Annotated in this window: 9 protein-coding genes; 1 reads left to right on the top strand and 8 read right to left on the bottom strand. The window is 69.2% G+C overall.

Going from position 1 to position 13,931, the window contains the following annotated elements; all coding sequences use genetic code 11:
- Nucleotides 1-36: 36 nt before the first annotated feature.
- The 8 genes from ACFWVP_RS17455 to eccD form a co-directional block, all read right to left on the bottom strand.
- On the bottom strand, nt 37-399 hold the full coding sequence (locus tag ACFWVP_RS17455) for a hypothetical protein (protein WP_384497532.1): 363 nt from the start codon (nt 397-399) through the stop codon (nt 37-39).
- A gap of 38 nt (nt 400-437) precedes the next feature.
- Nucleotides 438-872, bottom strand: a complete 435-nt coding sequence (locus ACFWVP_RS17450; RefSeq protein WP_384497531.1) for a YbaB/EbfC family nucleoid-associated protein — start codon at nt 870-872, stop codon at nt 438-440.
- 111 nt (nt 873-983) lie between these two features.
- Nucleotides 984-4,505 carry an AAWKG family protein gene (locus ACFWVP_RS17445; RefSeq protein ID WP_384497529.1) on the bottom strand — a complete coding sequence of 1,174 codons (3,522 nt, stop codon included), beginning with the start codon at nt 4,503-4,505 and terminating at the stop codon, nt 984-986.
- A 121-nt stretch (nt 4,506-4,626) separates the two neighbouring features.
- Nucleotides 4,627-5,121, bottom strand: a complete 495-nt coding sequence (locus ACFWVP_RS17440) for a type VII secretion system-associated protein (RefSeq protein ID WP_384497528.1) — start codon at nt 5,119-5,121, stop codon at nt 4,627-4,629.
- A gap of 175 nt (nt 5,122-5,296) precedes the next feature.
- Entirely contained in the window at nt 5,297-5,626 is a 330-nt protein-coding gene (locus ACFWVP_RS17435) for a WXG100 family type VII secretion target (RefSeq protein WP_384497526.1), read from the bottom strand.
- 88 nt (nt 5,627-5,714) lie between these two features.
- On the bottom strand, nt 5,715-6,071 hold the full coding sequence (locus ACFWVP_RS17430) for a hypothetical protein (RefSeq protein ID WP_384497525.1): 357 nt from the start codon (nt 6,069-6,071) through the stop codon (nt 5,715-5,717).
- A gap of 379 nt (nt 6,072-6,450) precedes the next feature.
- Nucleotides 6,451-7,899, bottom strand: coding sequence for a type VII secretion protein EccB (eccB, locus tag ACFWVP_RS17425; protein WP_384497523.1), 1,449 nt, complete (start codon nt 7,897-7,899; stop codon nt 6,451-6,453).
- Between the two features lie 21 nt (nt 7,900-7,920).
- Nucleotides 7,921-9,321: a type VII secretion integral membrane protein EccD gene (gene eccD, locus ACFWVP_RS17420; RefSeq protein ID WP_384497521.1), complete on the bottom strand. Its 1,401-nt coding sequence runs from the start codon at nt 9,319-9,321 to the stop codon at nt 7,921-7,923.
- Nucleotides 9,322-9,857: 536 nt separating this feature from the next.
- Here eccD and eccCa point away from each other — a divergent pair.
- On the top strand, nt 9,858-13,829 hold the full coding sequence (gene eccCa / locus ACFWVP_RS17415; RefSeq protein WP_384497652.1) for a type VII secretion protein EccCa: 3,972 nt from the start codon (nt 9,858-9,860) through the stop codon (nt 13,827-13,829).
- The last annotated feature ends 102 nt before the right edge of the window (nt 13,830-13,931 follow it).

Raw genomic sequence — 13,931 nt, 5'->3', positions numbered from 1 at the left:
CGTCCTGACGTCCGGCGGAAAGTCGATCTCCTCCACTTAGTGCCTGCCACCCCCGGTGGAGTCCTCGCCCAGGCCGTCGAGACTGGACGACTGCCGCCCGATCTGCTCGTGCGCGTAGGACGAGACGCCCTCGATGTGCTGCCCGTTGGCCCAGACGGCCTGCCGAAGCTCCGAGAACGCGGTGCCGATGGTCCTGATCAGCTCAAGGCACGCCTCGTTGTTCGCCTCGTACTTGGGCAGCACCTCAAGGGCGAAGTCGTCGTTGTAACCCGCCCAGCCCCGGTAGTTCTGGACATCGGAGATGAAGTCGTCAGCGATCTTGTTCGTTCTCTCCGGCAGAGCCTCCATCATCTCGCCGCCGCGACGCATGCGTCCGGGATCCGCGATGTACTTACCCATGGCCATGACTCCCTCCGTCGTCGCCTTCTGGTGGAACGTCAGTCCTCGTGGATCTCGTCGTGCAGCCGGGCCGCCGAGCGCCTTCTTCCGCCGTCCGGGCCGTCCAGTGCCGAACCGAAGGCCCGGTCCCAGTCGATGTCCACGCCCCTGAGGCCCGTCGGGCCTCCGCTCGACTGCGTCAGGGGTTCGAACACGTCGATCACCCTACGGGCCATCTGGGCGCGACCCTCCTGTACCGCCTCCAGCACGGAGGCGGCGAGCTGAATGCCCGTCATGTTCCGGTACTTGTTGTCCGGGAACTTCAGGCCCGTCAGCTCGCCCTGCGGGCCCACGGTCACCTCTACCGCCCGGTCCCGTGAACGGGTCGTGGCCGAGGCCTGGCTGAGTTCGCTCTCGGCGCGAGCGACGGCCTCCTGTACGGCTGTCAGCTCGGCCATGGCGTCGGCCAGCTTCTTTTCCATCGACTCGCTCAACGGTCACCCCTCCACGTGCTCGTACGAAAGTCTGCCGCACACATGTGCGTCAGGCGAAATCCCGGTGTTATCCCGGTGCTTGAGTCGCGGTGACAGCCCCCTGCGTAGCGGTCACCGCCCGATCACCGCAGGTGCGCCGCCCTCGTCCGTGCCCCATACGTCGTCGTCCTCCGGCACCCACGAGCCCCGTGCGCGGTCACCGCTCTGGGTCTGCGTCTGCTGACCGGGTGCGCCACCGCCGCCGGCCATCGGCGGGAGGAACGGTGTGCCGCCGGCGGTGGATCCGCCGGTGGCCACGCGCACCTCGTCGTCGGCGTACTGGCCGTTCCTGACGGGTGCGCCCGCACCGGCCCGGGGACGGCGGTTCTTGACCACCTCGCCGTCGATGACGTTGCGGACGCGCTCTCCGGAGTCCGACTGGCCACCCTGGCCGCCGCCCATCCCGCCGCCCATGCCGCCGCCCATGCCGCCACCCATGCCGCCGCCCATGCCGCCGCCCATGCCCGGACTCATCGGGGAGCCGGTGCCTGCGCCGGTCCCTGTGCCCATGCCACCGCCCGTGTCTCCCATGGCTCCGCCGGAGGGCCCCGGGAACGGTCCGCTGTTCAGGAACGGGCGATTGTGGCTGGGGGTGGTCGACTCGCCGGACGAACCACTGCCGGCCAGGGGTGAATCGTAGGGCTGGTCGTCGAACAACTCCTCCTCGTAGGAGGGGAAGTCGTACGACGGAGGCGTGTAGTTGAGCGAACCGTCGTTGAGGCGGCCGGACTCGCGGGTGGAGGGGCCGGAGTCGTCCAGGTAGCCGGAAACGGTCGAGCCGTCCGGACGCGTGATAGTGGTGGTGCCGGTGTCCGGATTGATCGTCTGGGTGGAACCGTCCGGGTACTCCGTGACCAGGTTGCCGCCGGAGTCCAGGTGCGTGGTGCTGCCGTCGGGGTTGGTCAGCAGGTCACCGGTGTTGAGCGGACCGGAGATGGTCGAGCCGTCGGGCCGGGTCAGGGTCGAGGAGTGGGTGTCCGGGTCGATCGTGACCGTGGAGCCGTCCGGGTAGTCGGTGATCACCCGGCCGCTGGAGTCGAGGCGCGACTCGCCGCCGCCGGGGAGCTCCAGGACGCCGTCGTTGACGGGGCCGGAGATGGGGGTGGACGACAGGTCGGGCAGATCGCCGTTGCCGAAAAGCCCTTCACGGGAGCTGTCGAACCTGGCTTCCGCTTCGGCCTGCTTCTTCTCCTGCTCCTGCCGGATCTCCTCCTGCTTGGCTTCCGCTTCGGCCTGCTTCTTCTCCTGCTCCTGCCGGATCTCCTCCTGCTTGGCTTCCGCTTCGGCCTGCTTCGCCTCCTGCTCCTGCCGGACCTCCTCCTGCTTGGCCTCAGCCTCCGCCTGCATCTGTTCCTGCTTGGCCTCCTGTTCGGCCTGCCTGGCCTCCGCCTTGGCCTCCTGCTCGGCCTGCTTCTTCTCCTGCTCGGCCTGCTGCTCCTCCTGACGCTCCTCCTGCTCGGTGCGGATGCGGTCCTGCTTGGCCTCCGCCTCGGCCTGTTTGGCTTCGGCCTCCTTCTCCTTCTTCTCCTGTTCGGCTTCCTGCTCCGCCTCCTTGGCCTCCTGCTTGGCTTCCTGCTCCGCCTGCTTGGCCTCGGCTTCCTTCTCCTTGGCCTCCTGTTCGGCCCTGGCCTCCGCCTCCTTGGCCTCCTGTTCCTTCTTCGCCTCCTCCTGCTGGGTCCTGGCCTGGTTCATCTGCATCATCTGCATGTTCTCCGCACGGGCCTGGGCCTCTGCCTGCTTGGCCTCCTGCTCCTTGCGGATCTCCTCCTGTTTGGCCTCCTGCTCGGCCCGCAGCTGTTCCTGCTTGGCCTCCTGTTCGGCCTGTTTGGCTTCCTGCTCCGCTTCCTTGGCCTCCTGTTTGGCTTCCTGCTCCGCCTGCTTGGCCTCCGCCTTGGCCTCTGCCTCGGCCTGTTTGCCTTCGGCTTCCTTCTCCTTGGCCTCCTGCTCGGCCTTGGCCTCCGCCTCCTTGGCCTCCTGCTCCTTCTTCGCCTCCTCGGCCTTGGCCTCCGCTTCGGCCTCCTTGGCTGCCGCCTTCGCCTCGGCCTCCGCCTCCTTACGCGCCTGCTCCTCCTTGGCCTCCTGCTCCTTCCGGGCCTGCTCCTCCTTGGCGGCCTTCTCCTTGGCCTCCTGTTCGGCCTTCGCGGCCGCCGCTTCCGCCGCCGCCTTGGCGGCCTGTTCCTTCTGCCACTGGATGAACTCCTCCTGCTTCTTGGCGGCGGCAGCCGCTGCGGCAGCGGCCGCTTCCTCCTTCTTCTTGGCCTCCTCCTCCGCGAGTTCGGCCTTCTCCTCCTTGTAGTCCGACTCGAGGGTGCCGCTCGTGCCCCGGGACTTCACGGACCCCAGGTCGAAGGTGCTGTTGCTCCAGCTGTCCCTCACCTTCGTCATGGCCGTGATCGCCGCCGCGTCGAGCTGGTCCACGATGGTCTGCTGCCACATCAGGAGGGCCTTGTTGCCGATGTGCTCCCAGGTGCTGAGTTCCTTGAGGTCACCGAAGTCCTGGGCTTCGGCGCTCAGGTCCGAGTCGGTCTTGCCCGTGATCGCGGCGATGGCGGCCGTGTTGCTGAAGCCTTCCTCCGAGATGTAGTTCGTGGTGGTGCTGTACCCACCGCCGTACGTCCCGTAGGTCTCGATCTCGTACGTGATCTTCGTGATGTTGTGGTCCCACACGTGCTTCATCACCGCGGACAGCAGCGTGTGCAGCACGGTCAGCGGGTTTCCGTAGGCCCACTGCCACTTCGACCAGACGCTGTGCAGGTCGCTCACCGCGTCCCTGAAGTCCTTCTTCGCCTGCCGGATCTCGTTGCCCTGCTTGGAGTAGCCCGTACCCGAGCTCATGTCCTCCGCGTAGTCCGTGTACTGCTGGTTGATCTTGTTGACGAGGTCCCAGAAAACGCCTGCGGCCTTGCCCCGCCAGGCTTCGTTCTTCTCCGTGCCGACCCTGCGCTGCCACTCCTCCACCACCTTCTGCTGGCTGGTGAAGAACTGGGCGACCCGGTCGAAGGCACCGGCCACCACGTCGAAGTTGTCGAGGGTGACGGAGTCGCCGTCGGCCACGGGCAGACCGTTCCAGCTGAACCCGTGGGTTCCCTGCGTCCCGTTGTTGAGCAGCTCCTCCAGGGCCAGACCGGTGCCGTAGGCGTACCGCGTGGTCGGGGTGGTGTCCCAGGTGGGCTTGCCGTCCATCCCGAGGTGACCGTCGATACCGCTGGAGAACTGCCCGCCCTCGTGGTAGCCCTGGCTCGGTATCCTGCCGTCGCCCTTGCTGCCGAGCAGTGTGATGCGTGCTTTGTACATCGACACGTCGGACCCCGTGCCGCCCTTCGCGTGGTAGAAGGGGATGACGAAGTCGGTGTTCTGGATTTCGGAACCGGCGTTCTCGTAAAGCCAGTTCATGTCCTCGGTGTCGACGTAGTCGACGTAGCCCACGTCGGAGATCTCCACCTTCATCAGTGGAATTCCCTCGTTACCGACGAGGGCGTCGAACAGTTCGCTCCTGTTCGGCGCCTTGTACCCCGTGAAGAAACTGACCGCCTCGGACCATTTGTCGTTGGTTCCGCTGAGGTCGTCGGTGATCTTGCTGGTGTCGAGCGCCATGCCAGGAGGCCTTTTCGGTCAGGGCGGATGGGGGGAGCGGGTGGACGGGGGTGCGCTTCCCGGAGTCGCGTGGATACGGCCGGTGCCGCGGCGGGCGGGGCCGGAAGGCACCGACGCCGGCTCAGTCCTCGTCGTCGTTCGAGCCGCCGCTTTCGGAGAGCACCTCGTCCACGCCTTCGAAGAAGTCGATGAGTTCCTTGCCGTCGATCTTCCCCAGGTTGTCTTCCTGGGTCTTGAACATCTTCTCGATGGTGTCCTCGAGGTCGTCCTCGATCTCCTCGAAGAGCTCGACCTGGAGCTTGAGGATCTCGTCGAGCTGGTCGACCATCCCGTTCAGGCTCTTGATCAGGTAACCGCCGTTTGTCCGGCCTTCCTTGTCACCCGCCATCGCCCCGATCGCGAGCGGTACCTGCTGCCCGTCGAGGAAACCGGGTGCTGTCTTCGCCCCGTCCTCGCCGCCCTGCAGCGTGGGGATCCCGGGTACGAGCACACCCTCAGCTGAGTTCCCGTTCTCCCGGATCTTCTTGACCGCGGCGAGGAAGGGGACCACGTCGTTGTCGAGAAAGCCCTGCAACCACGCCTTGTTGATATTGACCGGGGGGGAGTTCTCCGCCATGCCTATTTCTCCTGTCTCCATGTTCCGACGACTTCGAGGAGTTCTGCGAGCGCGCGGAGCCGACCATCCGCGCGGATCGAGGGCGGCGGCACGCCGCCCTCACAACAGCGGGCGACCGCTCGCGTGAGGCACACGCGGACGGCCGCCCGAGAAGACCGGAGCGTGTCGCCCCGGGTCAGCCGCCGATCCGCACGCTCTCCCACAGCGAGGTCAGGGACTTCTCGCTGTACTGGTAGCTGTCGGAGACGTCGGTCAGCAGAGCCGAGTTCTCGGAGAGGATGCGCTTCATCTCCTCGACGGCGTTGTTCCAGGACGCCTGCTTCTCGGTGTACACCGCCTTGTCGTCACCTTCCCAGGTCCGCTGGAGCTCCTGCAGCTCCGCTTCCAGGTTGGTGAGGATGCTGTCGATCGCCTTGGTCTGCTGGACCATGTCGTCGGCGGCGTTCTGCATGTGGGAGTAGTCGACGTAGATCTGGCCGTCGGAAAAGTCAAGCGGGGGAGTCATGGTCGTCCTCGTCTCGCGGCGGGTACTTCAAGAGGGGAAGGGTGTCGTGCCCGGGCGCCCGTCAGGGCTCCCGGGGCGCGTGGGGTCGTCAGCGACCGGCGGTCGAGCCCGCAAGCGCGTTGAAGATCTCCTCGGAGCGGTTGAACGCCTGCTGGATGGATTCACTCGCCGCGGACTGCTGGATGCCCTGCGCGCGCATCGTCTCCTCCAGCGTCGTGATCATGTCGCGGAGGTTCCCGGAGATGATCTCCGCCTGCGCGTCCCACCGGTCGAGCAGCTTCTGGAACGCGCCACCGTCACTACCGGCGTATCCGGAGGACAGGTTGTGCTTCATGTTCTCCACGTCCTGACGGCTCCTCTGGACGCCGTTGAAGGCCATCTCCAGAGCCGTGACACCGTTCTGTGTCGCTGATGCCAGTGACTGCTGTCCGCCTGTGCCTGCCATATGCCTGTGCCTCCTGGAGTGTCACGCCACCGGTTGTTCGGACCGGTCGGCGCGGTACGTGACCGGACACGGCCGGAGGACCGGCATCCGGATGGTCTAACGAACAGAGCCTAAGGAAAAGCCAGTTGACGGTTCAATGGCCTGAGTCACCTTTTCGGCTCCGTCCGGGTGTTTCAGGTGATTCGCGGGGAAGATTTAACCTGCCCGTCAGCTGGGCCTCTGTGCTTTCCCGTTCCTAGGACGGACGATCGCCACCTCGCGTTGCGGTGTCACGGCCACGATTCCTCGTGTACGCGAAGTTCATCTCCATTGCCACCACGGTGTGTTCGCGGAAAGTCACTGTGCGGCGTGGCCGCCGGCGACTTCGTCACCGATGCCTTCATTTCCGGTCACAGCGCGGAGTCGTGCTCGCGTTCCGGCCGAGGGCGGCGGCCTCCTTCGTCAGGTCCGGCCCTGTCGGCAGCATCGCCAGCAGCGGTGCGGGCAGTCCGCGCGCCTGACTCTCCGAGTAGCCGAGCGCGGCAAGCGCGTCGGCCGTCCCCACCCGGTACTTCATCCCGGTGTCCGTCACCAGGTAGACGGTGGCGCCGACCTTGCTCCCGCTCGCCCCGAGCACGCGCACCAGGGATCCGCCGCTCGGCCGTACGGTGATCGTGCCGACCGGCATACAGGCCGGGGTGAGTCCTTCGGGTGGCGCCTGGGAGGCCGGTCCCAAGGTGCCGGTCCCGGTCAGGGCCACGCTGATCTGCGGGCCCTGTCCGCCCGGCTGCACCCGTACGCAGACGGTACGGTCCCCGCCGAGGGCCACCGCCTCCGGCGGCGCCGAGGGCAGGTCCGGGTCCTCGGCCGTCTCGGCCGCGCCGGGAGCCAGCCGGCTGCTCAGCACGTCCGCACCCAGGGTGGCCACCTTCGCCGCGTCGCCCCCGTACACCTTCTCGCGGGTCTCCGGGTCGCCGAGCACCAGCGCGGCACCGGTCGCCGTGAGGGGGGCCAGGCCCTCCTCACGCAGCAGGTAGTAGCGATCGGCGGAGCCCGGCACGGTCACCCGGAACACCTCACCGATCCGGGACTCCCGGCCGCCGAGCGACGGCCCGTCCTGCCCCTTGCCGGGCACGTCCGGCGAGCGCAGGTCGGGACCGGACGGCAGGGCGTTCAGGAAGGCCGCCGAGACGGGAAGCCGTGGGGTGGAGCCGTAGCCGAGGGCCTCGCGGGCGCGGCTGTCCTCGTCGAGCCGGAGCTTGCTGCCCCGCCACACCAGATAGCCGGTCCTGTCCGGACCCGTCACCAGCATCCCCTGGCCGGTGGGCAGCCCGGCGCCGTCGGTCGTCCCGCCCACCGCGAGGACGGTGCCGGTCGAGCCGGTCCGGCTGCCCGAACAGATCTGCCACGGGCCGGTGTCCAGGTCCCCGCTCCCCGGCAGCGCGTCCGGGGCGCCGCTGATGCCGATGGGCGCCCCGTGCGGCGTGCCCTTCAGGGAGTTGGAGCCGACCGTCACCGCCTTCATGTCGGCGCCGGCGATCAACCGCGCCGAGGCGTAGTTGCGTACCGGCCGCAGCCGCCCGTCCAGGTAGAGGTAGCGGGAGCCGGTCTCCTTGTTCACGACGAGGGTCCCGGCCGCCTGCCAGGAGTCCGTGGTGCCGGGCTTGAGCAGGCCGAGGACGAAGGACCCGGCCGACAGCAGGACGGCGAACACGATGCCGATCACCATGCCCCGGTTGGTCCTGCCCTGGGGGCTCTCCGGAGCGTCCGGGTCCGCGCGCAGCATGCCCGAGGTCAGCCGGCCCATGACGAACATGTGGGCATGGACCTGATCGCGCTTGGATTGCATGGCAGCGGGTCTCCCTTCTGGTCAGGCGTTGATGGACCGCAGGGTGCTGTACACGCCGAGCACCCACAGGGCGAGCGGCAGCATGCTCATCGCCAGGGCCGAGTGCAGGATTTCCCCCATGCGGCCCCAGTACGGCACGAGCCTGCGCCCGGGTACGGTCCAGGCGGCGATCGCGACCATCGCCGTGGCCGCGAGCAGTCCCGCGGCCGTCACCAGCCGGGAGTTCGGCGAGGAGGACGGGGCGGCGACCAGCACCAGCAGGAGCAGCCCCGCCACGCCCGGGACCACCAGCGACAGGCGCTGCCAGATGTTGCCCAGTCCACGCGCGTGCAGGATGAGCAGCAGGCACAGCGCCACCGTCATGATGATCTCGGCCAGTTCGCGTTCCCGGGCCAGTGCGAGGAGGCAGCCGGCGCTGACCACGCCCACCGCCCCGTACAGCGAGGTCATCCAGCCGTCGGCGAGGATGGCGCGGGCCGAGACCACGGAGGTGGCGTGCGGCTCGATGCCCTCCTGCAGCTGCTGGGCGTTGGTCGGCAGCGGGGGCATGCGCATCCCGGACATCCGGAACGCCAGCGACGGGACGAAGGCGCCCAGGACCACCGCGAGTACGGCGATGATCCCGGCGGTGTGCACGGGCGCCAGATTCGTCGTGATGAGCAGGACGGCGGCGAGGGCCGCGAACAGGGAGGCGACGGCGACGCCCAGGAAGAGCGCGGCGAACGCGGCCACGATGGCGAGCGCGAGTACCGCACCGCCCGCCGCCGCGGCGGCGGCGGCGAGCAGCCGCGCGCCCAGCGTCTCGTACATGTGCGGCCCGCTGAGCTCGCCGCCCGGCAGCATCCAGCCGGCCAGCGCGAGGTAGGGCGCCACCATGAAGCCCAGCGCGGCTCCGGCTCCGGCGTCCCCGACCGCCCGGCTCGCCGAACCCGCGCCCGCGAGCAGGAGCAGGCCGACGGCGGTGGCGAACACGGCCCGGGGCAGCGCGGAGCCGCCGGGCCACGCGATCACCACCATGCCGGCGATGAGCACGGTGACCGCTGTGCCGAGCAGTGCCCACCGGCTGACCTTGGGGGTCCAGCCGAAGGGGTGGTCCCGCATCGTGGTGGAGATGCCGTCGACCAGATCGTCGAGGTGCACCTCGGGCAGGGCTTCGGTGCGCGGTCTGAGGTAGAGGATGTCGCCGTCGCGCAGGCCGTAGGAGTCGAGGGTGCGTTCCTCGTCCAGTGGTTCGCCGCCGAGCCGCTGGAGTACCCAGCCGCCGTGGTCGATACCGGTTTCCTCGAGGTTGTCGCCGGCGTATCTGAGCACCGCCGGCAGCAGGTCCGCCACGGGGACGTCGGCGGGCACGGCGAGGTCGATGCTCTTGGCGGGGACTCGTACCGTGAGACGGCACAGCTCGGCCACCTGAGTGTCAGTCATCGGGATGGCTCACGCTTCTCCGGTTACTGCTGAGTACGGGTTGGGGGGACGAGGCCCGACGCGCCGCCGGACATCACAGTTCGACAGTCGCGTTCCAAGAACACGGGACGGAACGGGCGTTGGCGGTCGGCGCATTGATCGTAGTATCAACCAACTGGTGCGGACGACGTGGCTCGTAACCGCTGAACGGAACATGGCCGTTGGCGCACGATCTGGCACCGCGCGAAAGGCGGCCCGGTACGGATGGCGGCGCGGTACACGCCGTCGCCTGCCGTCGCGCCCTCCGTGCGGCGTGAGCGTGACCTGGCGTTGTAGCCGGATCGTGACTTGGCGCCAGGGCAGGAGCGGGCGCCGCTCGGCGGTGCCGGGACGACCGCTCGTCGCCGGCCGGAGCGCGGCGTAGGGTGCCGAGCGGAAGCGCTGTCCCGCCCGGTGTCCCGGCACCGTGTCGACGACGACGGGCATCGCCCCGACGACGGCGTCGTTCCGCCTGCTCTCCCCCTTTTTTTGCCCCGTAAGGAGACGGTTCCTTGAGTGTGGTCCTGTTCCGCCGCCCGGCCCGACGCCGGGGCCCGGAGATGCCCGACGGGGAGCTGAATCTCCAGGAACCGCCGATCCTTCCCGAGACGGTGCCCGACACCTCCGCCGTGTGGACGTACCTCCCCATGGCGCTGATGTCGGTCTCCATGATGTTCATGTTCATGCGGCCCGGCATGACCAGGGGTTCGGGCGGGTTCATCTACATCGCCCTGGGCCTGATGGTGCTCGGCGCCGCCGCGATGTTCATCGGCCAGTTCATGCGCAAGGCCTCCGAGCGCAAGCAGAAGCTGAAGGGCGAGCGCCGGGACTACCTGCGCTACCTCACCCAGATCCGGCGCAAGGTGCGCGGCGCCGTCGTGGACCAGCAGGTGGCCCTGGCCTGGCGCCACCCCGAGCCCGCCGCCCTGTGGTCGATGACGGGCACCACCCGGCTGTGGGAACGCCGTCCGCGCGACGAGGACTTCGGCGAGGTCCGGATCGCGGTCGGCGAGCAGAAGCTGAGCCTGAAGCTGAACTCCAGCTCCACCAACCCCGTCGAGGACCTGGAACCGCTCAGCGCGCACGCCCTGCGCAGCTTCATCCGCGCCTACTCGACCGTGCCCGAGCAGCCCATCGCGATCTACCTGCGGGCCTGGGCCCGGGTGCTGTTCCGGGGCGACGAGGAGCGTATACGGTCCGTGGTCCGGGCGTTGATAGCCCAGTTGGCCACCTTCCACTCACCGGACGACGTGTGGATCGCCCTGTGCGTCTCCGACGAGCGGCGGGCGGACTGGGAGTGGACGAAGTGGCTCCCGCACAGCCTCCACCCGCACGACACGGACGGTGCGGGACCGACCCGGATGACCGTCTCCGCCCTGGGCGAGCTGGAGAACCTGCTCGGCGCCGAGTTCATGGAGCGGCCCCAGTTCGACCCGGACGCCGTACCCGGGCGCGAGGAGCCGTACACCGTGATCGTGGTGGACGGCGGCACCGTCCCGACCGGTCACCGCCTGGACGGCTCCGGCTTCCGCAACACGGTCGTACTGGACCTCAGCGACGCCCTGTCCTGGCGGCCCGGCCGCATCACGCTGCGCTTCGAGGTCGGCGAGGACGATCTCGGCCTGGTGCGCACCGACCGTGAGCGCAAGGAGCAGACCACCCGGCTGGGCAGGCCCGACAGCTTCGGGCCGACGGGCGCCGTGTCGCTCGCGCGGCGGCTCGCCCCGTACCGCATGGGTCTGGGCACGGCGTCGGATTCGGCGGAGCCGCTGTCCGCGAACGTCGAACTGACCGCGCTGCTGAACATTCCCGACCTGCACCGCCACGACCCGGTGACGCTGTGGCAGCAGAACACCGGATCCTCCCGGCTCAAGGTGCCGATCGCGGTCGGCGCGGACGGCGAGCCGGTCGAACTGGACATCAAGGAGTCCGCCCAGGGCGGCACCGGACCGCACGGCATGCTGATCGGCGCCACCGGCTCCGGCAAGAGCGAACTGCTGCGCACCCTCGTCCTGTCGCTCGCCCTGACGAACTCCTCGGAGACGCTCAACTTCGTCCTCGTCGACTTCAAGGGCGGCGCCACCTTCCTGGGGCTGGACGAACTCCCTCACACCTCCGCCGTCATCACCAACCTGGCCGGTGAGGTCGCGCTCGTCTCCCGGATGCAGGACGCCCTGCACGGCGAGCTGATGCGCCGCCAGGAGCTGCTGCGGGCGGCGGGCAACTACAGCTCGGCGCTGGACTACGAGAAGGCCCGCGCCTCGGGCGTGCCGCTGGAACCGCTGCCCAGCCTGTTCGTCGTCGTCGACGAGTTCAGCGAGCTGCTGGCCGCACACCGGGAGTTCATGGAGCTGTTCGTGATGATCGGCCGCCTCGGCCGGTCCCTCGGAGTGCATCTGCTGCTCGCCTCGCAGCGCCTGGACGAGGGCCGGATGCACCAGTTGGAAAGCCACCTGTCGTACCGGATCGGTCTGCGCACGTTCTCCGCCATGGAGAGCCGCGGCGTCCTCGGTGTGCCGGACGCCTACCAGCTACCGTCGGCGCCCGGCAGCGGCTTCCTGAAGTCGGGCGTGGAGGCGCTGACCCGCTTCCGCGCCGCGTACGTCTCCGGCCCGTACCTGCAGCGGCGGGGCAGCGCCAACCAGGCGCGGGTGGCCAGCCAGACCGTCCCGTGGACCAACAGTTACGTCGTGCCGCGCCAGCTTCCGGACAGCCCGGACCCCGAGCCCACCCCCGAGCAGGAGGAGACCGGCGACACCCTTCTCTCGGTGGCCGTGGAGCGGCTGCTGACCGCCGGGCCGCCGGCCCACCAGGTGTGGCTGCCGCCGCTGGACCTCCCCGCCACCCTCGACCAGGTGCTGCCGCCCCTCACCCCGGACCCCGAACTCGGTCTGACGACCGTCGACTCACCGCACCGGGGGCGGCTCACCGTCCCCATCGGCATCATCGACCGCCCCTTCGACCAGCTCCGCGACCTGCTGACCATCGACCTCTCGGGCGCGGGCGGGCACATCGCCATCGCGGGCGGTCCGCAGAGCGGCAAGAGCACCATGGTGCGCACGATCGTGACCGCCCTGGCGCTCACCCACACCCCTCGCGAGGTGCAGTTCTACTGCCTCGACTTCGGCGGTGGCACTCTCGCCGGGCTGTCCGACATGCCGCACGTCAGCGGGGTGGCGGCGCGCCTGGACACCGAGCGGGTCGGCCGTACGGTCTCGGAGGTCACCACGCTCCTGGCGGAACGCGAGCGGTTCTTCCTGGACAACGGCATCGACTCGATGGCGACCTTCCGGCGTCGCCTGGCCGCCGGGGAGTTCCCCGAGCACCAGCACGGTGACGTGTTCCTGGTGGTCGACGGCTGGTCGACGGTGCGCCAGGACTTCGACCGTTACATCCAGACCTTCGGTTCGATCGCCGCCCGCGGCCTCAACTACGGCATCCACCTGATCGTCACCACCGCCCGCTGGGTGGAACTGACCTCCGCCATCCGGGACCAGGCCGCGACCCACCTGGAGCTGCGGATGGGGGACGCCATGGACTCCGAGATCGACATGCGGCGCGCCGCGACCGTGCCACGGCTGCCGGGCCGTGGCCTGACACGGGACGCCAAGCTGCACTACCTCACCGCGCTCCCGCGGATCGACGGCGTGGAGTCCGCGGACGATCTGTCCGAGGGCGTCGCGGGCGTCGTGGCGGCGCTCCGGGAGAGCTGGCAGGGCCCGCCGGCCCCGCCGGTCCGGATGCTGCCCACCCGATTGAAGCTGTCGGAACTTCCCGCTCCGAAGGGCGACTTCAAGATGCCCATCGGCCTGGAGGAGGAGCGCCTGTCCACGGTGTGGCACGACTTCTCCGAGACGCCCCACATGATCGTGGTCGGCGACGCGGAGAGTGGCAAGACCAACATGCTGCGGCTGACGGCCAAGGCCATCATGGACCGCTACACCCCGGCCGAGGCGCGGATCATGGTCGTGGACTACCGCCGCGCACTGGTGGAGGCGATCCCGGACGAGTACCGCCTCGGCCACGCCGTGTCGATGGACGCCCTGAAGGAGCTGGTCTCCGGTGCCGCCCGGGCGGTCACGGCCCGCGTACCGGGCCCGGACATCACGCCGGCCCGGATGCGCAAGTGCGACTGGTGGGACGGACCACGGCTGTTCATCCTGGTGGACGACTACGACATGCTGGGCACCAGCGCGATGAACGCCCCCTTCGACCCGCTGCTCAACCACCTCGCCCTCGGCTACGAGGTCGGCCTGCACCTGGTCGTCTCCCGTTCCGCCGCCGGTGCGGGCCGGGGCCTGGGCGAACCCATGCTGCGGCGCATGCAGGAGGTCAACACCCCGACCCTGCTGCTCTCGTGCCCGCCGTCGGAGGGCTTCATCCTGGGCAGCATCAAGGGCCGCAACCTGCCGCCGGGCCGGGGCACGCGGGTGACGCGCCGCAAGCAGATCCAGGTGCAGACGGCGGTGCTGGAGGACCAGGAGTCGTAGCGGCGGGGCCGGGTCCGGGCGCCTGACGGACGCACGGACCGTCGGACGGCCGAAGGACGGCCGAAGCACACGATCGGGAGCCGACGGAACGCCGGATACGGC

Origin of the sequence: Streptomyces sp. NPDC058637, from assembly GCF_042717325.1 — a bacterium.
Classification (GTDB): domain Bacteria; phylum Actinomycetota; class Actinomycetes; order Streptomycetales; family Streptomycetaceae; genus Streptomyces.
The sequence above is the reverse complement of the archived record's forward strand: the minus strand, read 5'-3'. Positions and strand labels throughout refer to the sequence as shown.

What these genes read in the sequence shown, in the direction of transcription:
- eccD (WP_384497521.1), bottom strand. Translation starts at nt 9,321, where the DNA reads ATGACTGACACTCAGGTGGCCGAGCTGTGCCGTCTCACGGTACGAGTC.
- ACFWVP_RS17435 (WP_384497526.1), bottom strand. Translation starts at nt 5,626, where the DNA reads ATGACTCCCCCGCTTGACTTTTCCGACGGCCAGATCTACGTCGACTAC.
- ACFWVP_RS17445 (WP_384497529.1), bottom strand. Translation starts at nt 4,505, where the DNA reads ATGGCGCTCGACACCAGCAAGATCACCGACGACCTCAGCGGAACCAAC.
- eccB (WP_384497523.1), bottom strand. Translation starts at nt 7,899, where the DNA reads ATGCAATCCAAGCGCGATCAGGTCCATGCCCACATGTTCGTCATGGGC.
- ACFWVP_RS17430 (WP_384497525.1), bottom strand. Translation starts at nt 6,071, where the DNA reads ATGGCAGGCACAGGCGGACAGCAGTCACTGGCATCAGCGACACAGAAC.
- ACFWVP_RS17440 (WP_384497528.1), bottom strand. Translation starts at nt 5,121, where the DNA reads ATGGCGGAGAACTCCCCCCCGGTCAATATCAACAAGGCGTGGTTGCAG.
- ACFWVP_RS17455 (WP_384497532.1), bottom strand. Translation starts at nt 399, where the DNA reads ATGGGTAAGTACATCGCGGATCCCGGACGCATGCGTCGCGGCGGCGAG.